This is a genomic window from Candidatus Methylacidiphilales bacterium (assembly GCA_028713655.1).
Classification (GTDB): domain Bacteria; phylum Verrucomicrobiota; class Verrucomicrobiia; order Methylacidiphilales; family JAAUTS01; genus JAQTNW01.
In genome coordinates this window covers 89,276-110,532 of record JAQTNW010000005.1, presented here as the reverse complement: position 1 = coordinate 110,532, position 21,257 = coordinate 89,276, and the positions used below count along the sequence as shown (strand labels likewise).

Here is a 21,257-nt window from a genome sequence, read left to right as displayed (position 1 = left end):
TGATCTACCCGTGAGAAACAGCAAGATTACTATTTTACATGATTTATTAACAAAACTAATCACGAATTACAATTGAACAAGAGGGCAAGGCCGCTCTAGTTTTTTAGGATTCATGGCTTCCATTACTGTCAAAGATAAGATCGGCTTTCTGGAAACGATGTTTCTCAGCCGTGAGGCGGACCGTCGTGAAGGCATCCTTTCCAGGCAGGGCAAGGGCTGGTTTCAGATATCCAGCACGGGCCATGAAGCCTTGGTGGCCATAGCCGCCAATTTGAGGCCGGAAGATTACATTTTTCCGCACTATCGGGACAAGGCCCTGGTCCTGGGGCGCGGGGCAAAAATCATGCGTCTGGCCCTGTGCTATCTCGCAAAGCGCGGCGCGTCGAGCGGCGGACGCCAATTGCCCGGGCATTTCAGCGACCGTTCCAGGAATATTTGGAGCATGGCTTCTCCAACCGGCAGCAATTTGCTTCCTGCGGCGGGCGTTGCGTGGGGGATGCAGTTGGAAAAGAAGAACGGTGTCGTCCTGGCCTGCGTGGGGGACTCCGGGATGCGGCAGGGTGAATTTTATGAGGCCGTGGCCTTTGCGCTGGAAAAGAAACTGCCGATTGTGTTTTTGGTGGAGGACAACGGGTTTGGCATCAGCACATGCACTCTGGAAACCAACCCTTTGCGGAAAAACCTTTTCGATGCCAGCCGTGTCCTGCGGTTTGACGCCCGCAAAGTGGATGCGGTGCATGACGCATCCGAGCAGGCGATCTCGCGCGCGAGGTCGGGCGAGGGGCCGGTCATTCTCTGGGGTGAATTGGACCGCATGTCGAGCCACTCCAGCAGCGACGATCACAGGATTTACCGTCCGGCGGAGGCCATTGAGGCCATGGTTGCGCGTGACCCCATCGAGCAGCTTGTCAGGGAACTGGTCGCCGGGGGCCATCTTATTGCGGCGGATTGGGACGAAAGGAAAAAGCAGCTGGCGGCGCAAGTTGAGGAGGCCTATCAAAAGGCCGAACTGGAACCGGACCCGCAACCGCATGAAACCTACGAGCAACTTTTCGAGGAATTGGATTTCAACGAAGAGACCCTGTTCCAGACGGAAGGCAAGTCCTGGCGAATGCTGGATGCCGTCAACCATGTTTTCCGGCAGGGTTTGAAGCAGGACCGGCGCTACATTTTTTTCGGGGAGGACATTCAGGATCCGATGGGCGGCGTCTTCAAGCTGACCAACGGCCTTTCAACCGAATTCCCGGACCGGGTTTATAACTCACCACTGGCGGAAGCGACGATCATGGGCGTGGCCTGCGGCCTGGCTTCCTATGGAATGAGGCCGGTATTCGAGCTGCAATTCATCGATTTTGTCGGTCCCGCATGGAATCAACTGGTGAACAACCTGGCCACGTTGCGCTGGCGGACCTTTGGGGATTGGAATGTCCCGGCGGTGATTTATGCGCCCTATGGAGCTTACCTGCCTGCCGGCGGGCCGTGGCACAGCCAGTCGAACGAATCCGCCTTTGCCCACATCCCGGGCTTGCGCGTCGTGGTGCCGTACACCGCCGAAGATGCGGCGGGACTGATGCATACGGCCATGCGCAGCAAGGACCCCACGATTTTCCTGTTGCCCAAGCATCTGTTGCGGATGAAGCGGGAGGTTCCCGCGGAAGTCGTCTCTGTCCCATTTGGAAAAGCCAGGATCCAGCGGGAAGGCAGCGACGTGACAGTTGTCTCCTGGGGTAATTGCCTGGAAAAAGTCGAGGAAGCGGCAGGGGAATTGGAGGGAATCGCATCGATTGAAGTCATCGACCTGCGGACGATACAGCCGTGGGACCGGGAGACCGTCATCGAATCCGTCATGAAAACGGGGCGTTTGCTGGTGGTTCAGGAGGACAACCGCAGTTGCAGCGTCGGCCAGATGATTATTTCTGAAATATTATCGGTGCATGATATTTGGGATTCGATGCGCAAAGCGCCTGTGCTTTTGACCCGCGAGGATATTCACGTGGGGTATAATCCCATTTATGAGGAAACCTGCCTGCCTTCAACCCATCAGGTCATGGATGCCATCCTCTCGATTTCAGAGGGCGGAGAAGCCCGGGCTGCGAGGATGCTGGAGGCATTTCCCTCATCGAACGGTGCCAATGGCAAATCCGGACTGACACCCATTCGTGTTCCTGCGATTGGAGAGGGGCTGGAGGAAGCCCGGATTCTAAAGTTTTTCAAAAAACCGGGCGACACGATCAAGCGCGACGAATTGATCTACCAGGTTGAAACGGACAAGGCGGTCGTGGATATCGAATCGCCCAATGAAGGTGTTTTGGAATCCTGGAGCACGGCGGAGGATGTCATGGTGCGAATCGGCGCGGTGATCGGCCACTTGCAGGGATCACCGGATGCCCAGACGCCCGCAGTAAACTCTGCCGCTCAGCATCATGCGCCCGCTCCCAAACAAGTCGTGACGACGCAACCTACCATCGCCAAGGTACCCCGCATGAACCAGCCCAGCCATGAGCGCCTTCCCAAACCGCAATCGACAGACACGTATGACGAGATCGTGCTTTCACCCCAGCAGCAATTGCTTGCGACCCGCATGGCCCGAGCGGCGCGGGTTGCGGTCCCGGCCACCATTTTCCAGGAAGCCTCATGGGATGCGATCTGGGCCGCCCGTGAGTACTACAAAAACAATCCCGAAACGTCCGATATCACGACCTTTACCCTCGTGGCCTGGTGTGTGACGCGCGCGGTGGAAAAACATTCCGTCTTTCGCAGTTCCCTGCCTCTCAACACGATTTTGCGCGTTTACAAAAAAGTGCATTTGGGGTGTGCGGTCTCGCTTGCAACCGGGGACCTGACAACGGCGGTGCTGGAAAACGCCAACGATTTGAAGTTGAAGGATTTTTACCGCCGCCTGAAAGAGCAGATCAACCTCGCGCGACAGGGGCAGGATCAGGCCCGCCAGCCAGCGTCGTTGATCATCACGAGCATGGCCACCTTTAACATTCCGGACGGCATCCCGGTGATAGTGCCGCCGTCTGTCGCGACGCTGCTGATCAATTCGGCCCAGGAAAAGGTTGTCATGGACAACGGAAAGCCGGTCTCAAAATCCTTTGTCAAACTGGCTTTGACCATCGACCACCGCGTCATCAACGGATGTGATGCCGGCGCGTTCCTCAATGAGATCCGCGACCAGCTTGAGCAATTCAAGCCCGTGCCTGAAATTCTCGGATAACAATCTCCTGCCCATGATTTTGCCGCGGCCGCGCTGGATCGTCCTGCTTTGTGCCGTTGCCTCCGGACTGCTTTTGACGGCCGGCTACGCGCCGTTTTCCCAGGCTTGGTGCGGATGGATCGCCCTCGGGCCCATGTCCCTTGGATTGATGTATGGAGCGCGATCCTGGCGCGCGGCATTGGTTGCGGGTTATGTGTCAGGCGCGGTTCATTTCGGGACGTCACTTTTCTGGATCAACGAGGTCACCACACTGGGTTGGTTTGCGCTCACATTGTATCTGGGCTTGTATCCGGCGCTCTGGGCGCTCGTATGGTGGTTGTATGTCCAGCGCGCGCGCCACCGGTTGACATCCGTGCTCAACATCAGCCGAGCCTTGTTCGGCGCTTCCGCCTGGGTCCTTCTGGAATGGATCCGGGGCTGGCTTTTCAGTGGGTTCCCCTGGAATGACCTGGGTGTGACCCAGCATGAAGTCATCGGCATCATCCAGATAGCGGAGTTGGGCGGCGTGCTGCTGCTTTCATGGCTTGTGGCGTTTGTCAGCCTCTCCATCGCACTGACTCTTGCGCGCATGTTGAAGGAGATCAAACGCGAGCCGACGCTCAAAAACCGCTGGGAATTCACACTGGCCATGGGCCTGGCCGCACTGAGTTTTATTTTTGGAGTCAAAGTCGTGCTCGAAAAACCCGACTATCCCGTGACTTTGCATTATCTGGCGATCCAGCCGAATCTGCCCCAGGACCCCTGGGGCAGGGGTGTCTCCATGCGCGAAGCCATGGCCAAGTTGCAGGTGCTCAGCATCTCCGGATTGTCGGACCCGGGCGCATCAGGCCGGGTCGATCTTGTCATCTGGCCGGAAACACCGGTGCCGGAGGAGATTTATGCCGACCCTGGTTTCAACGACCTGCTCAAGTCGCTCACGGTTGACCGCGGCGAGTCCTGGTTGTTTGGGTCCAATTATTTTGCGGGGGGCAAGGTGTATAACAGCGCCTTTTTGTTCAATCCGGGGGTGGCCAGGCCCGGAATCTATTCCAAAAACCATCTTGTGATATTTGGCGAATACACGCCCCTGGCCGATGTGTTTCCGATCATCCGGAAGCTTACGCCGCTGGGCATGGATTTTTCTCCGGGAACGGAAGCCGCATTGCTGTACCTCAACCGCCCAGCCCTGAAGATAGCTCCTTTGATTTGTTTTGAAGACGCGCTGCCGCAGGCGGCCACCGCATTTGCACGGCAACAACCGGACTTGTTCATCAACATCACCAATGACGGCTGGTTCAACCGCTCGGCCCAATCCCGCCAGCACCTGGCCAACGCGGTGTTCCGGACCATCGAGCATCGCAGGCCGATGCTGCGCGTGACAAATTCCGGGGTTACGGCCGCGATCTCGGAAAAGGGCGTGGTGACGAATATATTGAAGGATGACGCGACGGGTTCGACCTATATTTCCGGCTACAAGAAGGGGGATCTGGGCATCCCGCGCGTTCGGACAACATTTTATGAGCTTTGGGGGGACTGGATTGTCTGGCTCAGTTTGGCGCTTGTTTTAGCCTGCATATTCCATGCCCATTTTGATGATCGACGTATTGGTGCTGTCGCTCAACGGTAGAAAGACTCGCACAGGGCCTATGCAGGCTATTAACCCGGATGTCCGTTACGCCCCTGTTCCCGCCCCGTTTTGGCGCTCGGACACTTTGCGGCGGTTTTTAGCAGCGTGCGAAACATCCGGGTTAGTCAAGGCTCCACTCAAACTCCGAATGGACAAAACAAGAATCAAAAGATAACATACATGGCAGTCTTATATTAACACACCAGTTGGATCAAAATATGAACCCGGTCATATGAAGAGTCGGCAAGACGCATCGCTGCAGATACGGTTGGCGGGCATTGCGATTGTGGGATTGTTCCTCGCCATGGCGGCGATCGCTTACTTCAGCGGACAGCAAGTACAGCGTGGCAGCGATTTGATTGTCACGGACACAGTGCCCGGGACGATCGCCGCTCACAAGATGCGGATGGCCATGTCCCGCGGTATTGGTTGGGTGATGGTGGCGGCTTCCGCGCAGACGGCACAATCCCGTGATGCGAGCCTTAAAATCGCGCATGACTCTGACTTGGCCTTCGCTAGTGCTGTTGAGCAATACCATGCCACAATAAAAATTAACCCCGGGGAGGATCGAGCCCTGCTCGATCGGGTGACAAGTCAGTATGAGGAATACCGCCGCCAGAGGCTGACTTATGAGTCGCTGATTGTGGCCGGTGACCGGAATGGAAGCGCCGCCTTCCTTGAGAACAGCCTGGTTCCGGCTTACGTCGCTGTGATTGGATCCGCCGAAGCGCTGCTCAAATACAATCACGAGAACAGCATCATCTACGCGAATTACATGCACAACAGCATCCACCACCTGTATTGGGGTGAGGCGGTCGTGATTGTGCTGGCCGCCATCAGCGCGGTTGTGTTGATCGTGAATTTTGCAATCCGCCGTGACGAGGTGAGGAAACTGCGGGAGAACGAAGAAAAGTTCTCAAAGGCCTTTCGATCAAACCCCAGCGGCATTGCCATTACGAAAATGGAAACGGGGGAATATCTGGAGGTCAACGAAAGCTTTTGCCGGATCACGGGATACTCGCCGCAGGAATTGATCGGCCACAATGCTGTCGAACTGGGGCTTTGGAGTGCGGCGGCGGATCGCAATCAGGCCAAGTCGTTGCTTGCCGGCGAAACATTGCGTGATTTGGAATTGCAAGCCCGCATGCGTGACGGTGGCAGCAAGACCGTATTAATCAATACCGAGTTGATTGAGTTGGACGGCGAACAGCGCATCGTATCGCTGGTTCAGGACATCACCGAGCGCAAGCGGGTGCAAGAAGACTTGCGCGCAACCAATGAACGTTATTCCCGTCAAGAGGCCGCTCTGATGGAGTTGACGCGCGTTTGCGCCTTGCGCCGCGACGGCGCCGCAGATATCAGGCGCGAGGTCACTCAAATCGCGGCCAGGACACTTGGGGTTGAACGCGTCAGCATCTGGTGTTATGAGCGGGACAATCAAGGAATCGCCTGCCAGGCGTTGTTTGAATTGAGCCCGGGGTCGTATTCCAGCGGGGCGGTGTTGCGCGCGGCGGATTTTCCGTCCTATTTCCGCGCACTGGGTGACGGGGCCGTTATCGCCGCCCACGATGCCAATCGGGACCCGCGCACGGCGGAGTTATCCGAAACCTATCTTCGCCCCAATGGAATCTCATCCATGCTGGATTCGCCCATACACGTCATTGGCAGCGTGGCGGGGGTTGTTTGTTGTGAACACGCCGGCCCAGCGCGGCAGTGGACGGCGGACGAACAGACTTTCGCCATCGCGATTGCCAACGTGGTTTCCCTGTTCTTTACCGAGGGAAAGCGCCAGGAAATTGAGGAGCAATTCCGCCAGTCGCAAAAAATGGAGGGTATCGGCCAGTTGGCCGGCGGCGTGGCGCATGATTTCAACAACATACTGGCAGTCATTGAAATGCAGTCTGCATTGCTGAAACGCAGTGGCAGTCTGTCCTCCGAGCAAGCGGAATTTGCGGACGAAATCAGCATCACCGTCAAACGCGCGGCCGCTCTCACCCGCCAATTGCTTTTGTTCAGCCGCCGTGAAGTGTTTCAGCCGAGTGATGTTGACTTGAATGAATCCGTCACCAGCACGGCAAAAATGTTGAATCGCATCCTCGCTGAAAATGTTCGGATGCAGATTAAATTGTCGTCAGAGCCGATGTTGGTCCACGCCGACGCTGGCATGATGGATCAGATTCTGTTGAATCTCGCCGTGAATGCGCGGGATGCCATGCCTGATGGCGGGCAGCTTGTCATCGAGACTTCCGGCGTGGAATTCGACGATTTTGCCGTTGCCCAATCGCCCCAGGCGCGTACGGGTTCATTTGTTTGTTTGAATGTCAGCGACAGCGGCTGCGGCATACCGCGCGAAATTCTCCCGAGGATTTTTGAGCCTTTCTTCACCACCAAAGACGTGGGTAAAGGCACTGGACTTGGATTGGCGACCGTATTCGGCATCGTCCAACAACATCAAGGCTGGATTAACGTCTATAGCGAAGTGAATCACGGAACGTCATTCCGGGTTTATCTCCCGCAATTGCCTGAAAATGGAGGTGCCAAATCCTTACAATCGGCTTTGACGATCACGAGTGGCGGCCATGAAACGATTTTATTGGTGGAAGATGACCCGTCGCTGCGCGTTTCCGTGCGAAAAGCGCTTTCGCAACTGGGCTATCGGATTCTGGAAGCGCCTACGGGCGTGAAAGCATTGGAAGTCTGGAAGGCAAATCACGAAGAAATCCGTTTGTTGCTCACCGATCTTGTGATGCCAGACGGTATGAGCGGGAAAAATCTGGCCCAAAGCATCCTTCTGGAAAATCCAAAACTGCAGGTGATTTACATGAGCGGTTACAGCGCGGAAGTTGTCGGCAAGGATTTTCCATTAAAAGAAGGCGCCAACTTTCTCACCAAGCCGTTCGAGGCGCAAAAACTTGCGCAAATTGTGCGTGAAAGATTGGATGCGGCCGAGGCGCCGAAACCCAGAACATAGTCGAGGATGGCGCTCGCCGGTTTATCTCAGCAAAGCCGGCACTCTGGCAGTGAATATTCCCATCGGCACCTGGAACCGCGCGGCCAGCTTCTTGATGTGGTTGATGGTCAGATTCCGTTCTTTATTCAGGATTCTGACTCCGAGGCTGCGGTCGACGCCCAGAAGACGTGACAAGTCTGCGGCAGTCATTTCCCCCTTCTTCAAGCGGGCACAAGCAGTTTCAATGCTGGAAAATAGATGCGGTAGCGGTCGGCGTCTGCGGTGGCCAGGCGCAAGCCCAGAAGCAACGCATGCGCTCCGATAAAAAAATCGGGCAACGGCGTCTTCTTCGGCGAGGATGGGCCGCCTTTCCGCCGACTCCCCAGATACTGGCGATAAGCGGCTGCGCAGGCTGGTGCGACCTCCGCTTTCAAGTCCAACATGTGAATCCCCATTTTTCCAAGCCGCTCCGGAACGGTATGCGAGTGGGAGTTACCCACACAAAGCTCTGCAAGAACGATCGGGTTGACCGCGCCACCCTTTCCCGATAATGCCTGTTTGAGAACCCTCCTTGCCATTCATGAAATGGGGACTTTGGGTCAAAGGCATAAATCAAAACATTCGTATCCAGAAAAATCATGATTCGCGGGTCAGTTTACGCAACTGTTTCCATGACAGCGAGGGGGTGAGGGCATGGTCATTCTTCAGGCGTCTCACTTGAGATGGTGTTGGAGGCGATTTTTTGGGCGTTGGAATCAGGATCGACAGCTCGAAGTGCCCGGGCTCGGTTTGTTGGATGGAGAGCACATCGCCGGGAGAGACGCCGGGAAGTACGATTCTGCGCTTTTGGTCCGCGACAGCGGTTTTCATGTGTGGGGCATCCCACGCTACCGGGTATTTGTCAATCCTAAGGAGCTTGCAATGTGGCTCCTGAGGCCGGGTTTGGTTCCGTGCGAAGATGCCGGTCATAGCGGCTGTCATGCCTGATCCACTCGGCTTTCACCCTGACAACACCTTCCTGCACACACCCCAATTGCTCGGCCGCAGCATAGGACAAATCGAGGTCACGTCCCCAAACATACGGCCCACGGTCGTTGATCGTCACCACAGCGCTTTTTCCGGTTTTGGGCCAGGTGACTTTTAACACGGTTCCGAGGGGCAGGGATTTGTGCGCGGCGGTCATGGCATACATGTCAAAAGGCTCCCCGGATGCGGTGATTTTTCCCTGGAACGTGGGGCCGTACCAGGACGCGGTCATGGTGAATGGGCCGCGCGAATTCCGGCTCACCGCGAGGGCGAGTGCGAGCAGCAGCAGGAAGAGAAGGAAGGCCGGGTGCTGCAAGGGCCTGTAAATTCCGGCCTTGTTCATAAGAATTTTTTAACCGCAGATACACGCGGATAGACGCAGATTTTTAACGCAAAGCCGCAAGAAAAGCAGAACACATTTTTTACAGGAAGATCGCAAAGTACGTTGAGCAAAATGAAGAATGCAGAATGTTGAATTCAGAAGTAAAAGTGAAAACTTTTTTATTTGCCCCGGGTATTCAGGACTTTCAGGGCTTTGGCCGTATTGGAAGGCCGCAAAATAAGGAGGCCGCGTTTGGCGTCGGGGCTTGTGGCAAGGTAGGCGTATTCGATGTTGATGCGCGCAGCGCTCAATTTTTCCGCGATGATTTGCAGGGAACCCGGTTTGTTGTTCCCGTCAATCATCAGCACATCGGTTTCGACCACGAGGGTGCCGTGGTTTTCAAAGACTTTCATGGCTTTCTTGGGATCGTCCACAACCAGGCGGACCACGGAATGGTCGATGGTGTCCGAGGTGCTGATGGCGTAAATATTGATGTTCGACTGGGCCAGTACCTTGCAGACGGACGCGAGCGTGCCGGGTTTGTTTGCGACAAACAAGGCCAGTTGGGTGACGATATGCATAGGGGCTTGATGGATTGGAACCAAATGTTGACAGTACTTCGTTTCAGGTTGCGCGCAAGTGATTTCCGGCGGGACAAGGATAAACGCGGATGAAAGCCAGCATCAATATAGCCACATGGATCGCGTCGAAAAATCATGGCTTGTCTTTCCAACTTAAACGGCTGAACTTTGGATAGAGTCATGGGCTTTGCCATCGGACGGTAGGGATGGCGGCCGCGACTACCCCTTATGCGCAAAAAAATCGCTCGTGTAACGATTTGGGCCAATGAGAACAAGCCGCCCGCCCGGGAAGTGGCGGGGCTTGTGGAATCCATCCTCAAGAAGCACCGCGTGGCGTGTGACCGGGTTGGCAATGCGTACGAAGATCCCGACACCATCGGCGCCATTGGTGATTTGCGCCGCCAAAAATCCGACTTGATCCTTGTGATTGGCGGGGATGGCACGTTGCTGCACGCGGCCCGCCGGATTCAGGGATCCAAGACGCCGTTGTTGGGCATCAATGCCGGCACGCTGGGTTTTTTGACCTCGCTCCCGAGAGAGGGGGTGGTGGAAGCCCTGCCCAGGATTTTGCGCGGAGAATATTATGTGACCGAGAGGATTGCGTTATCCGTCCGGGTGGTGCGTGATGATAAAACGTTCTACACAGGTTGGGCGTTGAACGAGGGTGTGATTACGCGGGGAGGACATTCCCACATGGTGCGCCTTGATGTCCGGATAAACGGCGAATATTTAACGACCTATTTGTGCGACGGCCTGATTATCGCAACGCCGACCGGTTCCACGGCTTATTCGCTCTCCGCCGGAGGCCCCATCATCACTCCGAATGCGGAGGCGTTTCTGTTGAATCCCCTGTGTGCTCATGCCTTGACCAACCGGCCCCTGGTCGTGGATGCCGGCAGCCCGATATTCATTGAAATTCCAAATGACAGCCCCGTGCTCGATTTGGAAACCGACGGATTGAATTGTTTAAGACTCCATCCCAAGGATCGGGTTGAGTTTTCAAAGGCAAAGGGCGCCACCCGGCTGGCCTGGCTGCCTGAAACCAATTTTTATACGGTGCTCAGGCAAAAATTAAGATGGAGCGGGACCAGCATTTAACCTGGGATTTAAATATGGCCAAAACTATCTCCGAGATCTTGAAGCCGTTTATGATATCGCTCGATATCAAGGCGACTTTGCAGGAGGAGGCCGTGCGTGAAGTGGCGTTGATGCTTAAGGACCAGGCCAGTGTGACGGATTTTGAGGGTTTTTATAACGATTTGCTTACACGGGAGAGGCAGGAATCCACCTGTTTTGGCCATGAAGTTGCCTTCCCGCACGCCCGCACTGACAACGTCAAGGATATGGTCATTTCGGTGGGGCGCAGCCGGCATGGGGTTCCGTTTGTCAAGGCGCACGAATGTGTGAAGTTGATTTTCGTCATTGGAACGCCCAAACGCATGGTTACGGAATATCTGGCCACGGTCGGGGCGTTGGCGCGCTTGCTCAAGGAAGATGCGGTCCGGCAAAAACTCATCAGCGCCAAAAGTCAGGACGAGTTTTTCTTTCATCTGACGGAATCCCAAGGCAAATTATAAAATTCGAGCGCGTTTATCGCAAAATTTCACATGGCAACTTTAAAAGACATTGCAACCAGCCTGAACCTGTCCGTGATGGCGGTTTCCAAAGCCTTGCGTGATGCGCCTGACATCGGGCAGAAAACCAAGGAGCGTGTGCGGCAGGAGGCCAGACGCCTCGGTTACATTCCCAACCATCTGGCGCGCAGCCTCCGGGGTGGGTTGAGCCAGGTACTCGGTGTGATTCTGCCGGCGCTCAATGACCCGTACGCCGCCAATATTCTTCGCGGCCTGGAAGAAGAGGCGTCCGCGCGTTCTTACAATTTGATGGTTGCATCCTCGCAAAATAATGCCGCTCTCGAGCTCTCGACATTATTCCGCATGTTCGAACGCCAGGTGGAGGCGGTCTTTGTTTATCCGCTGGTTCGCATCCAGCAACGTTCCGTTTTATTGGATGCAGCGGCCCAACACGGAGTTCCGCTGGTTTTTCTGCATCATTATCCGGTGAGTACACCCCAATATCCGAAAGCCGGCTGGGTCACCGTGGATGCCCAAAAGGGAAGCGAATTGGCGACGCAGTATCTGATCGAGCGGGGGCATCGCAGGATTCTATACCTGTCCGGACCTCCGGCGTCGAGTTCCGCTGCGGAGCACATGCGGGGTTTTCGCCGGGCTCTGGATCATGCCGGTATTCCCTATGAGGAAGAACGGGTCTTTCTGGCTGGGATGGACATCGAGCAGGGACGGCAGGCCATGGCGCGCGCGCTTGCGGAGGAGGTTTCCTTCAGCGCGGTTGTCTGCGCCAGCGATCCCGTGGCGATAGGCGCGAGTGATATGTTGAAAAAACAGGGGTGCCGCGTTCCGGAGGATGTTTCAGTCGTTGGATTCGGGGACGGCCTGCTCGCGGCGAATTATTCGACACCGCTGACGACCGTCCGCCATCCACAGGTGGATTTGGGCAAGGCGGCCTTCAATTTGTGGTTCCATTGGATGGAAACAAAGGGGACTCTGGGCGGCAGGGTTCTGCCTGTGGAATTGATCGAGCGCGCAAGCACCAAAACCCTGGTCGCGCCAGAATTCGCAGCGCGTGTGTGATGCCGTTTTGAATTTTACCAGGACCTGCAGGGTTTGTTTACATCCAGGATTTAAGCAGGGGCTCGCCGGGGAGCGCATATCTCATGCCGCCTTTGCGGTATGAGATATGCAGGCTGGTGGAGGCATTCTCATCCAGCCATAAACACCTCATTTGCTCAGTTCAGTTTGCCATCCAAAAGCATGAACATGCGCCCGGCGGATTTGGGCGCATGGACATTGCCATTCAAAATGTTTCTCGTGAGAACATCTTCTCCGTACGCGCGTTGGTTGATCTCGTCCTTGCGCTCAATGGAGGTGCCGCCCAGGGTTGCGCCGCCAAAAATGCCGCCTGAGTCCTTGTAAACAACGATCTCCCTGTGTTGGAGCTCGGTCGTTGTTGCTTTTTCCGTCAGCGTGTCATTGCCGGCTGTTCCCGTCGCGGTGCCATCCCAGGTCATTTTTTCCGAACTGGTAAAATGCCTGACAGCATCATCGGTATTCAGAATGACGATGTAACGGGATTCGGTAAACCCGATTTGCGCTCCAATGGAGCCGCCGGCAAGATTGAAGGCGCAAGGCGCCGTCCAGGAATGTGAAATCATGTCCTTGAGGCGCAATACCACGATTCCTTCACCACCAAGACCGCCAATGCCCAACCCGCCCTTGGTTACGCTGAAAATGGCGACACCTTTTGCGTGATTAAGCAGCTCAGCCGGAATCGGATTCGCGGAGCCTTGTTTCTTGTCGAGTATCTGTATTGCGGTTTGTATCCGTTCCTGCATGTCTGCAGCGCGGAGTTGAACCGTTGGGGCGAATAGGAGCGCAAAGGATCCCAAAGCCAGGAATTTTGTAATGATTTTTTTCATAGGATATGAATGTAAGTCAGGGACGGTGGAGTGTCTATGGGGTGTTGACCCCATCCGGGCGCCGAGCTTGCCGAGCCGGGGCGATTGAGATCAATCCAATAGAGATTTTCTATTTGACTTGTGGAACTTGAATGCTGCTTGTGTGGCCGAGAACGCCGAAGGCTGATAAGAGCCATACAACCACGCAAATGACAACAACTGCGTTGAGGATCTGCTTGATCTTTCCGTCCATGGGAATGTAGGTGTTGACCAGCCAGAGCAGTACGCCGATTACGATTAGAGTTATTACCAGAGATACCATATTTTACCTTTCATTTGATAGAGCCAATTATCTTTCTTTACATGGACAAAATACATCGGGAAACCATGGGGAGCTATGGGGTATAACCCTACCAGGGGTTCGCCTGCTTGGCACTGCAACACATGCCATCTTCTACTGGTTACGCAAAAAACGAACCTCGGCTCGCAGTCGCTCAACCTCATTGAGCAGATCGAGCATGGTTTTGATCCAGCGCAAATCGAGGCCGTGCACAGTTTGCAAGTGCTCGATTTTTCGCATGGTGTAAATCGCCTCCTCCGTAAATTCCATCACCCCATACGGTGGCTGGAAGACGGGCCGCACAAGACCGGCCCGGCAATAGACCAGAATGGAATGGCGGGGGACACCTGCAAGATGGGCGGCCGCATCAAGACTATAGAACACATTTGGTTTCGGTTGAAGCAAATCCAGCGCTTGGGGCGAGGGGATGTCAGGATCATATTGTCTGCTCATGAGTTGTTCCTGAGGTTAAACGTTGATTTTGCCGCCAACTGTTCCCACAGGATTTTTTGTTCCACCGTCAGATCTGACGGGACTTGGATGGACACAATGGCATACAGATCGCCCTGTGATCCGTTGCCCACCGGCAATCCCTTCCCGCGCAAACGAAATTTCCGTCCGGATGCCGTGCCAGGCGGGATTTTGATGGACACAGTTCCGTCAAGAGTTGGGATCTGAACGGCGCCACCCAGGACAGCTTCCCATGGGGCCAGTTCCAAATCGTAATACAAGTTGGCGCCCTTCTCACGAAACTCAGGGTGTTTGGCAAACTTCACCCGCAAGTAAAGGTTGCCCGAATCACCGCCACCCCGCCCTTCTTCTCCTTTGCCCATGAGACGGATCAGTTGCGCTTCACGTACTCCTGAAGGAATTTTCACCAGTAAATCCTGCATTGCCGACTGGCCGGTTCGCGGATCGGTGCGTTGCAGCCGGATTGTACGCGTCGAACCGTGCAGGACTTCGTCAAGCGTTACAAGGATGTCACCCTCGACGTCCTGGCCGCGTCGGGCAAATTTTGCATCCCTGGAGCCATTACGCGCCGGGCCGCCAGAATGTGTAAATGGGTTATTGTGACTGCCAAAGAACTGCTCAAAAAAATCACTGAAGCCCGTGCCCTCAAAGTGGAATTCAGAACCCTTTCCGTAAGCACTGCCAGATCCGCGCCCGTGCGGCGCCGTTTGGCGTTCCGGGTGGTTCCAGTTTGCCCCAAGATCATCATACTTTTGCCGTTTTTCCGGATCGCCGAGGACTTCGTTTGCTTCGTTGATTTCCTTGAACTTTTCCTCGGCCGTTGTTTTGTCCTTGGCGACGTCAGGGTGATATTTACGGGCAAGCCTGCGGAAGGACTTTTTGATTTCTACGTCACTTGCATCCCGCTTCACGCCGAGGATGTTGTAATAATCCTTGAATTCAACCGGCATTGCGGGTCCCTGGGGAATTGTTCATCTCATTCGTCAAGGTGCCGTTGGATACTGTCAGTCTGGGACGTTTCATCCTGTCCACCTTCCGTGTCTCCTTCATCGAGGGGTCTTGCACTCCCGCTCCGCGCTTCGCTGTTGCCTTCATCTCTGAAAATAGCTGGTATTTTGTCTCCTGTCGAGCCGGGCGGCGGGTACTGATGTCCGGATTCGGGTGTCGATGCAAGACTTGTCACTTTTGCATTTGTGCCGGGTTCACTCGTCAATTCCTGTTTGGCCTGTTCCCAATGGGATTTTGATGCCTCATGCGCCTGAAAGCCATTGATGACAGCCAGCTCCCATGCGCGCTCGCGCACCATCCTCCGGGTTACAGTGCTGATGCCTGCGAAATGAATGTTTAAAAAGTTTTTATCCGATGAATTTAATTTCATAATCCAATAACCAGACTTCATGCAGGAAGTGTTATGGTTTCCAGTTGCTCACCACAATCCATACCATGTCCGGGAACTCTTTCCCGACCAGGCATGCGTAAAGCAAAATCCATACAAAAGCCACAAACACGACCCAGGTCGCCAGCACTTTGCCAAACATGATAAGATCCATAAGCTCCCGTCGGCGCGCACATTGTTGTTTCTGTATGGCTGTCATAAATGCCTTGCTGCCGATCCATTCAACGACCGGCTTTATAGCGTTTTAAAAATCCGTCCATATTCAAAGTCTGCCCAGCAGAAGCAGGACAACGAGAATGATTAAAAGAAACCCGAGTCCTCCGCTTGGATAATAACCCCAGTTTCGGCTGTGCGGCCAGGTGGGGAGTGCTCCGAAAAGCATGAGGATGAGTACGATTAATAGAATTGTTCCCAACATAATGTTCCTTTCAATGAGATTAGTTGTTGTTTGAAGTGCAACGGCACGCAATCAGGCAGCCGATGAGCGCGCCGATTCCGAAACCGATTCCAATGGCATGGTAAGGGTGCTCGCGCACAACCACATCGGCCGCTTTCGCGCCCTCTACAGCCTTCTCGCGGGCAGAGCCTGCGATTTCCCTGGCATTTTCCAATGTGGCTGTCAGCCGCCTGCGGACTTCTGCGACTTTTTCACCGGCTACGTCTGCAGTGGCGGCGATCAACGCGCGCACATCTTCGCTAAACGTGCTGATGTCATTCCTGATTGCTTTAACTTGTTTGCTCATACTGTTGTTTTCTTTCGATTGTGTGTTTTGTAAACGCTGCATTTTTGAAAATTGTTTCAAGGGTGTACAGCCTCACGAGGATGCCTCGGCGGCCCGGACGGATTTTCCGACATTGATAAATCCCGCCAGTTTCCAGTACCACTCATTTTTTGAACGGATTCCGCCGCGTTTTTTTCACCTGCGGATGATTTTTGCGGGACACGGTGCTGCTCCCGGCAAATGGCCAGGTTCCAGCAGATGCCGATGAGAACAATCAGCAACAGGGACAAGGCACACTTGGAAAGATCAAGTGCGGAGGTCTTTCCGCAGTTTGAAAATAAATCAGATGTGTCCATCAAGTTAGTTCCTTCGATCATCATGGGAATGCTTGCGTTGCTCAGGCTGATTATCCGGCTGTGATGTTGTTCCATTATCTTGCTGCGTATTGTCACTCGCGGCGGGTTGGGTGGTGCTTGTCTCGGTTGGAATGGGCTTTTGTTTGGCCGGCCGTTCTGGCGCCTGTTGCTGTTGCGATGTTGGGGCTTTCACTGCGGCCGTAGTTGCACGTTGTTGCGAATCCTGCTGTGCCTTTTGTTCATTCACGCGGGCGTTCTGTTGGGAATCCGCCTGGGCTTTCGCCGCCGCCGCATTCGTGTGTTGTTGTGAGTCTTGTTGCGCCTTTTGTTCATTCACCCGGGCGTTCTGTTGGGAATCCGACTGGGCTTTCGCCGCCGCCGCATTCGTGCGTTGTTCCGGTTCGGGTTGAATCTGGGTTTCGCCCGGTGCCGCATGGTTTTGTCCTTGTGTGGGCTTCTTCTGGTACTCGGACTTCAGCGGTTTGGGTTGGAGATTGCCCTTGTCCGTGTTTGGCTGACGGCCTGACGTGTCGGATTTGGGCTGTAACTTAAGATCCGGTTTGGGCGCCTGCAGCGCTTCTGGCGGGGTTTTGTTGCTTCCCATTTGATTGGTAGTCTTTGCCACAATTGGGGATCTCGGAAGCTGAACTTTTACCGGCGTGGCTACCCCGCCCGTGGTTCGGGCGGCCGTGTCCACGGTCTTGGCCTCCAGTGTCCGTCGCTGATCGCGTGATTGTTGAACTTCCTGGCCGCGTTGTGCAAGCTTCTGTCTTTCTTCCCTGGCCACGGGCTGGAATCGTACAGGATTGTCTTTTCTTTGGGCCAGTTGGCCAAGAGGCATGGCAACAGTCACATGGTTCTGTGCGACCCTCGCTGCCGCCCATGTGCGTGGCGGGCGCGCGGCTTCGTTGTCACGGCGGTTCTGGTAGGATGCTTCAATGCGATGCTCCCACTCCCTGTCCTGGCGATGTTCCCAGCGTTGATGAGAAAAAATCGGGTCGTAGCCATCCCGGCTGGATCCAAACGAAAACGATGCAAAGAAGCCGCCTTGCTGGTAGCTCACGGCATAGTAATCGCCAAAGTAGTAGTGACTGTAGCGTGGCCGCAGGAAGAGATGATCTCTGAATACTCCAAGATCAATCACGATGCTGGGCGAGTAGGAGTAGCCATGCCGTGAATATATTCCTGATTCAAAATAGACCGGCGCAAAAAGAACACCGCGCCGTTCGACCGGGTAATCCCAGAAGCCCCCGACAAAAATGTATCCACGGGGAGTCCAGACATAATGGGCGGGAGTCCAATCCCAATCCGCGCGGCCTTGCACCCAGTAACCCGGGCGCCAGGCATAACGCTCCTGATACCAGACCCAGCAACCCGGCGTCCAACCGTAGTCGTCTGATGGCGCTGCGACATTGGGGCCTGCTTCCACTGTCGCCGGAGGCTCGGGAAGATAGGTGGTGTCCTGCGCTGCAGCGTCAGCCCAATATCCCGAAATCCATTGATAGCCTTCAGCGGTTTTTCCCCAATAGCCTGCGATCCAGGCGCGACCGGGGGGCAGAGCGCGCCAGACACCGCTCACCCAAAGATAATCGCTCCGCTCCTCATCCCAAGACCAGTAACCAGGAATCCAGGTGACGTTGTCGCCCTCTGGCCTCTCTTCCGGGGGTATTTCCTCGATGGGGTCCGGCGGGGCTTTTGCCACTACGATACCCGGTTCCGGGTTGAAAGTGACCATCCCTGCAAACGCTTCGTGCACCGGCCCGCGGGTAAGCACCTGTGCACCTTGCGCCTCGCTGTCGGACTGTTGCGCCCGGCAAAGGACTGGATTCAAACTAATGCCGATGAGAATAGCCAGCAACAGAGGCAGACCAGATTTCGAAACGTTATGTATGGGTATGCGTCTGTTTCCGTTTAAAGAAATTTCGGGTGTTTTCATAATAGGGTGCTGATTTCTGGGAATCGATTGACGTTACTGTTCTGTTTGAAATTCATGGCGTAGATTGAGAATTATCCAAAAATGCGTATGGAAGCTATGGGGTGTGTACCCCATGCCGTGCCAGCCGCCTTCGCGGAACGTGTGCGGTTTAGCCCGGTAATTGGACCTTGCAAAGCGCCACGAATGGAAGGACCCCTATTTATCCGGAGCAGGGGTTGTCGCTGTTGGCAGATGTTCTGGTATGTCCAACCGTGCCACGCCAATCCGATTGTCAGCCATCCCGTAATAAATGTCGAAACGGTCCGGTGAGCCGGGATCATTGCGGCAGTCAATGCCAGTCGGGAATACGATGTTGGGGATGGTGCCCCGGCGTTCCTGCGGCAGCTCCGGCGTCAGCACCGGTTCAGGCGAACGATACAGGATCAAACGCGGATGCTCCTTCGAGAGTACCATCAGTCCCGCTGAATAACACAACTGATGTTCGTTGTTAGCCAACTTTTCCACTTCACTCACGCCGTGGTAGAGGATCAGCCATCCGTGCCGTGTCAGGATGGGAGGGGTGCCGCCGCCAATTTTAAGCTGTTCCCATGGCGAGACAGGAGTTGCCAGGCGGTGATGGGAGGTGAAGTGGCACAGGTGATGGGGCTCACGGCCATCGATGGCCATGTCACGATAGGAAATCCAAATGCTTTCCCGGTGGATATCCAGTGTGCACGATGTCGCGTTGCATGCCTTTTCCTCCGGACGGGTGCCGGGGAAAAGCGGCCGGTGCAGAAGCGCCAGCGCTGGATGTCCGGATGGATCAGGAATGGCGACCGGAAAGACGCTGGCATCCTTGTTGTCCACTCCGTCGAACTCAATGCCCTCGTACGGCAGGAAGGTGGCCAGTCCCAAGCGCTTCCAATGAAACAAATTCTCGGATACGGCCAGCGCAATCCGTGGGCCTTTGGGCGAAAGCGCGGTGTACGTCATGACATAATGTCCAAGCGGTTCAACAAAAGTGATCCGCGGATCTTCACAACCGCCGCAGCTTTCGGAGCGCCGCTCGTAGTCTGTTTCGGGCTCGAGCGCAATGCCGAGCCGCTCGACACCAGACGGGTTTCCTGCCTCGTTAAACCGGACCCGCGCAATGCCGATGCGGGAATAATTGCCCTTTGCGACCAGCCGTGGAAACAGATAAAGATGCCCGTCAGGGCCGCGAACAGCTGCAGGATTCAGGACACCCTCAACCTCCAGGGGATTGCCTGGCTCTGGTTCCATTATCTGCCCCAAACGCTTTAATCGAAAGCCTGTCATCGAATCTGCTCCGACATGGGTTGGTTTTCTGATCCGAGCCCAAACAGGCCTCGATCAGGGTTTTTAATTTCAAGGACAACGTCCTCACGTCCGGATTCAATCTTTCCCAGCTTTCTCAGTATGAATCAACGCCAAATAAAAAGGATCGTTTCTTGTGACGTAGCTGGGCCATTTTAAGCGTCCGGCCTCGGATCATCCTCCAAGTGCGGGATATGCGGCGGGAAATTCATTTATGCCGTAATTCCTGTTTCGGGATGGAAAAGTAGAATGTCGCACCACTTTCCAGCGCGCCTTCCGCCCATGCCCTGCCGCCATGACGATGAATGATGCGCTGGACGTTTGCCAGACCGATGCCCGTACCCTCGAACTCGCTCTGGTTGTGCAGGCGTTGAAAAACTCCGAAAAGCTTCCCCGTATATTTCGGATCAAAGCCGGCGCCATTATCACGGATGTAGATTACCGTTTCGCCACTTTCATTGCGTGAGCCGATTTCGATTTTGGGTTCGATGCGGGCCCCGGTGAACTTTACTGCATTGGAAATAAGATTGACCAGCGCCATGCGCATCATGGCGCGGTCAGCCCGCACGCGTGGCAGCAGATCAATTTTCCACACAATATTCCGCTCATTTGATTCCGCCTGAAAATCATTCAGGATCTCCCGGACCAATTCGCCAAGATTGACGTCTGTCATTTGCAATTCCGCACGGCCGGCGCGCGAGAATGACAACAAGTCATCAATCAAATTTCCCATCCTGTTTGCCGATTGGGAAATGGTCGTCAGGTGCATGGAACTTTTTTCCGAAAGTGACGGCCCGGCATCTTGTTGCAGCAGTTTTACAAAGCCCGCGATATGGCGCAGTGGCGCGCGCAAATCGTGCGAAACGGAATAACTGAACGTTTCCAGTTCCTCGTTGACTGCCTGCAATTGTGCCGTGCGTTCGACTATACGCTGTTCGAGTGTTTCATTCAGGCGCTGTATTTCATGTTCCGCATGTTTTCGCCAGGTGATGTCGCGGATGTTGCATTGAATCACTTTTTTGCCACCGGTATGATATACATTGCTGACAAACTCGACGGCAATCTTGCGGCCGTCCCTGGTTTCGAGAGGCAGGTCTTCATAGCGGACATATCCGTCCTGTTGCAATCGTTCCAACATGGCTTGGTTGGATTCAATGTCCTTGAAGGGGCTGAGTTCCCCGACGGTTTTGCCGACCATTTCACTCCGGGTGAAACCCAGGAGTTTAAAAAGAAAGGGATTCACATTGTTGATGCGCCCTGTGCCAAAGTCCAGAATGAGAATGCCGTCCCTCGCCGCTTCGAACAGCCGGCGATAGCTAAGTTCAGACGTGCGGAGCGCCTGCTCGGCCCGCTTGTTGCGGCTGGCGGCGGAGATGTAGTGATTCTTCTTTGGGATTCCGACCTTGATGCGGGTTGCAATTCGTGTCGAATGATCTGTTATTAAGGAATGATTGGAATTCACGTATCATAGAATAGGCCGAATGACTCCGCCTATTCTATGGGGTGTTTGCCTAATACCTGAATCAATGACCGTGCCCAACA

21 protein-coding genes are annotated in these 21,257 nt (G+C 54.7%); 6 read left to right on the top strand and 15 right to left on the bottom strand.

The genetic code is table 11. The features are described from left to right. The first annotated feature begins 112 nt into the window (after positions 1–112). From PHD76_03105 to PHD76_03095, 3 genes are all read left to right on the top strand, one after another. Entirely contained in the window at positions 113–3,220 is a 3,108-nt protein-coding gene (locus PHD76_03105; GenBank protein MDD5260815.1) for a thiamine pyrophosphate-dependent enzyme, read from the top strand. Positions 3,221–3,233: 13 nt separating this feature from the next. Further along, positions 3,234–4,826, top strand: coding sequence for an apolipoprotein N-acyltransferase (lnt, locus tag PHD76_03100; protein MDD5260814.1), 1,593 nt, complete (start codon positions 3,234–3,236; stop codon positions 4,824–4,826). Between the two features lie 232 nt (positions 4,827–5,058). After that, positions 5,059–7,797, top strand: coding sequence for an ATP-binding protein (locus PHD76_03095; protein MDD5260813.1), 2,739 nt, complete (start codon positions 5,059–5,061; stop codon positions 7,795–7,797). A 21-nt stretch (positions 7,798–7,818) separates the two neighbouring features. On the opposite strand, the gene PHD76_03090 is transcribed toward PHD76_03095, so the two are convergent. The 5 genes from PHD76_03090 to PHD76_03070 form a co-directional block, all read right to left on the bottom strand. Further along, positions 7,819–7,986, bottom strand: coding sequence for a hypothetical protein (locus PHD76_03090; protein ID MDD5260812.1), 168 nt, complete (start codon positions 7,984–7,986; stop codon positions 7,819–7,821). 11 nt (positions 7,987–7,997) lie between these two features. Continuing rightward, entirely contained in the window at positions 7,998–8,354 is a 357-nt protein-coding gene (locus tag PHD76_03085; protein MDD5260811.1) for a hypothetical protein, read from the bottom strand. 58 nt (positions 8,355–8,412) lie between these two features. Then, positions 8,413–8,646: a hypothetical protein gene (locus tag PHD76_03080; protein ID MDD5260810.1), complete on the bottom strand. Its 234-nt coding sequence runs from the start codon at positions 8,644–8,646 to the stop codon at positions 8,413–8,415. Positions 8,647–8,683: 37 nt separating this feature from the next. Then, positions 8,684–9,145: a septal ring lytic transglycosylase RlpA family protein gene (locus PHD76_03075; protein ID MDD5260809.1), complete on the bottom strand. Its 462-nt coding sequence runs from the start codon at positions 9,143–9,145 to the stop codon at positions 8,684–8,686. Between the two features lie 158 nt (positions 9,146–9,303). Then, positions 9,304–9,705 carry an ACT domain-containing protein gene (locus tag PHD76_03070; GenBank protein MDD5260808.1) on the bottom strand — a complete coding sequence of 134 codons (402 nt, stop codon included), beginning with the start codon at positions 9,703–9,705 and terminating at the stop codon, positions 9,304–9,306. A gap of 228 nt (positions 9,706–9,933) precedes the next feature. Between PHD76_03070 and PHD76_03065 the strand changes: the two genes are divergently transcribed. The 3 genes from PHD76_03065 to PHD76_03055 are packed head-to-tail and all read left to right on the top strand — an operon-like array spanning position 9,934 to position 12,356. Further along, positions 9,934–10,803 carry an NAD(+)/NADH kinase gene (locus PHD76_03065; protein MDD5260807.1) on the top strand — a complete coding sequence of 290 codons (870 nt, stop codon included), beginning with the start codon at positions 9,934–9,936 and terminating at the stop codon, positions 10,801–10,803. 14 nt (positions 10,804–10,817) lie between these two features. Beyond that, positions 10,818–11,282 (top strand): PTS sugar transporter subunit IIA, encoded by a 465-nt coding sequence (locus PHD76_03060; protein MDD5260806.1) that lies wholly within the window; start codon positions 10,818–10,820, stop codon positions 11,280–11,282. A gap of 30 nt (positions 11,283–11,312) precedes the next feature. Then, a complete protein-coding gene (locus PHD76_03055; GenBank protein MDD5260805.1) occupies positions 11,313–12,356 on the top strand; it encodes a LacI family DNA-binding transcriptional regulator in 1,044 nt (347 codons plus the stop codon). Positions 12,357–12,511: 155 nt separating this feature from the next. Here PHD76_03055 and PHD76_03050 read toward each other — a convergent pair whose 3' ends face one another. From PHD76_03050 to PHD76_03005, 10 genes are all read right to left on the bottom strand, one after another. Next, the gene (locus tag PHD76_03050; protein MDD5260804.1) at positions 12,512–13,201 is read right to left on the bottom strand and encodes a lipid-binding SYLF domain-containing protein; all 690 of its coding nucleotides are present in this window, start codon (positions 13,199–13,201) and stop codon (positions 12,512–12,514) included. 109 nt (positions 13,202–13,310) lie between these two features. Then, entirely contained in the window at positions 13,311–13,502 is a 192-nt protein-coding gene (locus PHD76_03045) for a hypothetical protein (protein MDD5260803.1), read from the bottom strand. A 132-nt stretch (positions 13,503–13,634) separates the two neighbouring features. After that, positions 13,635–13,973 carry a MerR family transcriptional regulator gene (locus PHD76_03040; GenBank protein ID MDD5260802.1) on the bottom strand — a complete coding sequence of 113 codons (339 nt, stop codon included), beginning with the start codon at positions 13,971–13,973 and terminating at the stop codon, positions 13,635–13,637. Next, positions 13,970–14,941, bottom strand: a complete 972-nt coding sequence (locus PHD76_03035) for a DnaJ C-terminal domain-containing protein (GenBank protein MDD5260801.1) — start codon at positions 14,939–14,941, stop codon at positions 13,970–13,972. The genes PHD76_03040 and PHD76_03035 overlap by 4 nt, the downstream gene beginning before the upstream one ends. 26 nt (positions 14,942–14,967) lie before the next feature. Next, complete coding sequence (locus PHD76_03030; protein ID MDD5260800.1) at positions 14,968–15,369, bottom strand: hypothetical protein; 402 nt, start codon at positions 15,367–15,369, stop codon at positions 14,968–14,970. Between the two features lie 31 nt (positions 15,370–15,400). Then, positions 15,401–15,586, bottom strand: a complete 186-nt coding sequence (locus tag PHD76_03025) for a hypothetical protein (GenBank protein MDD5260799.1) — start codon at positions 15,584–15,586, stop codon at positions 15,401–15,403. A gap of 238 nt (positions 15,587–15,824) precedes the next feature. Further along, entirely contained in the window at positions 15,825–16,190 is a 366-nt protein-coding gene (locus PHD76_03020; GenBank protein MDD5260798.1) for a DUF883 family protein, read from the bottom strand. A 279-nt stretch (positions 16,191–16,469) separates the two neighbouring features. Further along, positions 16,470–18,296 carry a hypothetical protein gene (locus PHD76_03015; GenBank protein MDD5260797.1) on the bottom strand — a complete coding sequence of 609 codons (1,827 nt, stop codon included), beginning with the start codon at positions 18,294–18,296 and terminating at the stop codon, positions 16,470–16,472. 300 nt (positions 18,297–18,596) lie between these two features. After that, on the bottom strand, positions 18,597–19,661 hold the full coding sequence (locus PHD76_03010; protein MDD5260796.1) for a hypothetical protein: 1,065 nt from the start codon (positions 19,659–19,661) through the stop codon (positions 18,597–18,599). Positions 19,662–19,923: 262 nt separating this feature from the next. Continuing rightward, entirely contained in the window at positions 19,924–21,177 is a 1,254-nt protein-coding gene (locus PHD76_03005) for a PAS domain S-box protein (protein MDD5260795.1), read from the bottom strand. Positions 21,178–21,257: the final 80 nt, after the last annotated feature.

Bases quoted from the DNA above. Each gene is read 5' to 3' on its own strand.
- PHD76_03105 (MDD5260815.1), top strand. From the start codon at position 113: ATGGCTTCCATTACTGTCAAAGATAAGATCGGCTTTCTGGAAACGATG.
- lnt (MDD5260814.1), top strand. From the start codon at position 3,234: ATGATTTTGCCGCGGCCGCGCTGGATCGTCCTGCTTTGTGCCGTTGCC.
- PHD76_03095 (MDD5260813.1), top strand. From the start codon at position 5,059: ATGAAGAGTCGGCAAGACGCATCGCTGCAGATACGGTTGGCGGGCATT.
- PHD76_03090 (MDD5260812.1), bottom strand. From the start codon at position 7,986: ATGACTGCCGCAGACTTGTCACGTCTTCTGGGCGTCGACCGCAGCCTC.
- PHD76_03085 (MDD5260811.1), bottom strand. From the start codon at position 8,354: ATGGCAAGGAGGGTTCTCAAACAGGCATTATCGGGAAAGGGTGGCGCG.
- PHD76_03080 (MDD5260810.1), bottom strand. From the start codon at position 8,646: ATGAAAACCGCTGTCGCGGACCAAAAGCGCAGAATCGTACTTCCCGGC.
- PHD76_03075 (MDD5260809.1), bottom strand. From the start codon at position 9,145: ATGAACAAGGCCGGAATTTACAGGCCCTTGCAGCACCCGGCCTTCCTT.
- PHD76_03070 (MDD5260808.1), bottom strand. From the start codon at position 9,705: ATGCATATCGTCACCCAACTGGCCTTGTTTGTCGCAAACAAACCCGGC.
- PHD76_03065 (MDD5260807.1), top strand. From the start codon at position 9,934: ATGCGCAAAAAAATCGCTCGTGTAACGATTTGGGCCAATGAGAACAAG.
- PHD76_03060 (MDD5260806.1), top strand. From the start codon at position 10,818: ATGGCCAAAACTATCTCCGAGATCTTGAAGCCGTTTATGATATCGCTC.
- PHD76_03055 (MDD5260805.1), top strand. From the start codon at position 11,313: ATGGCAACTTTAAAAGACATTGCAACCAGCCTGAACCTGTCCGTGATG.
- PHD76_03050 (MDD5260804.1), bottom strand. From the start codon at position 13,201: ATGAAAAAAATCATTACAAAATTCCTGGCTTTGGGATCCTTTGCGCTC.
- PHD76_03045 (MDD5260803.1), bottom strand. From the start codon at position 13,502: ATGGTATCTCTGGTAATAACTCTAATCGTAATCGGCGTACTGCTCTGG.
- PHD76_03040 (MDD5260802.1), bottom strand. From the start codon at position 13,973: ATGAGCAGACAATATGATCCTGACATCCCCTCGCCCCAAGCGCTGGAT.
- PHD76_03035 (MDD5260801.1), bottom strand. From the start codon at position 14,941: ATGCCGGTTGAATTCAAGGATTATTACAACATCCTCGGCGTGAAGCGG.
- PHD76_03030 (MDD5260800.1), bottom strand. From the start codon at position 15,369: ATGAAATTAAATTCATCGGATAAAAACTTTTTAAACATTCATTTCGCA.
- PHD76_03025 (MDD5260799.1), bottom strand. From the start codon at position 15,586: ATGACAGCCATACAGAAACAACAATGTGCGCGCCGACGGGAGCTTATG.
- PHD76_03010 (MDD5260796.1), bottom strand. From the start codon at position 19,661: ATGGAACCAGAGCCAGGCAATCCCCTGGAGGTTGAGGGTGTCCTGAAT.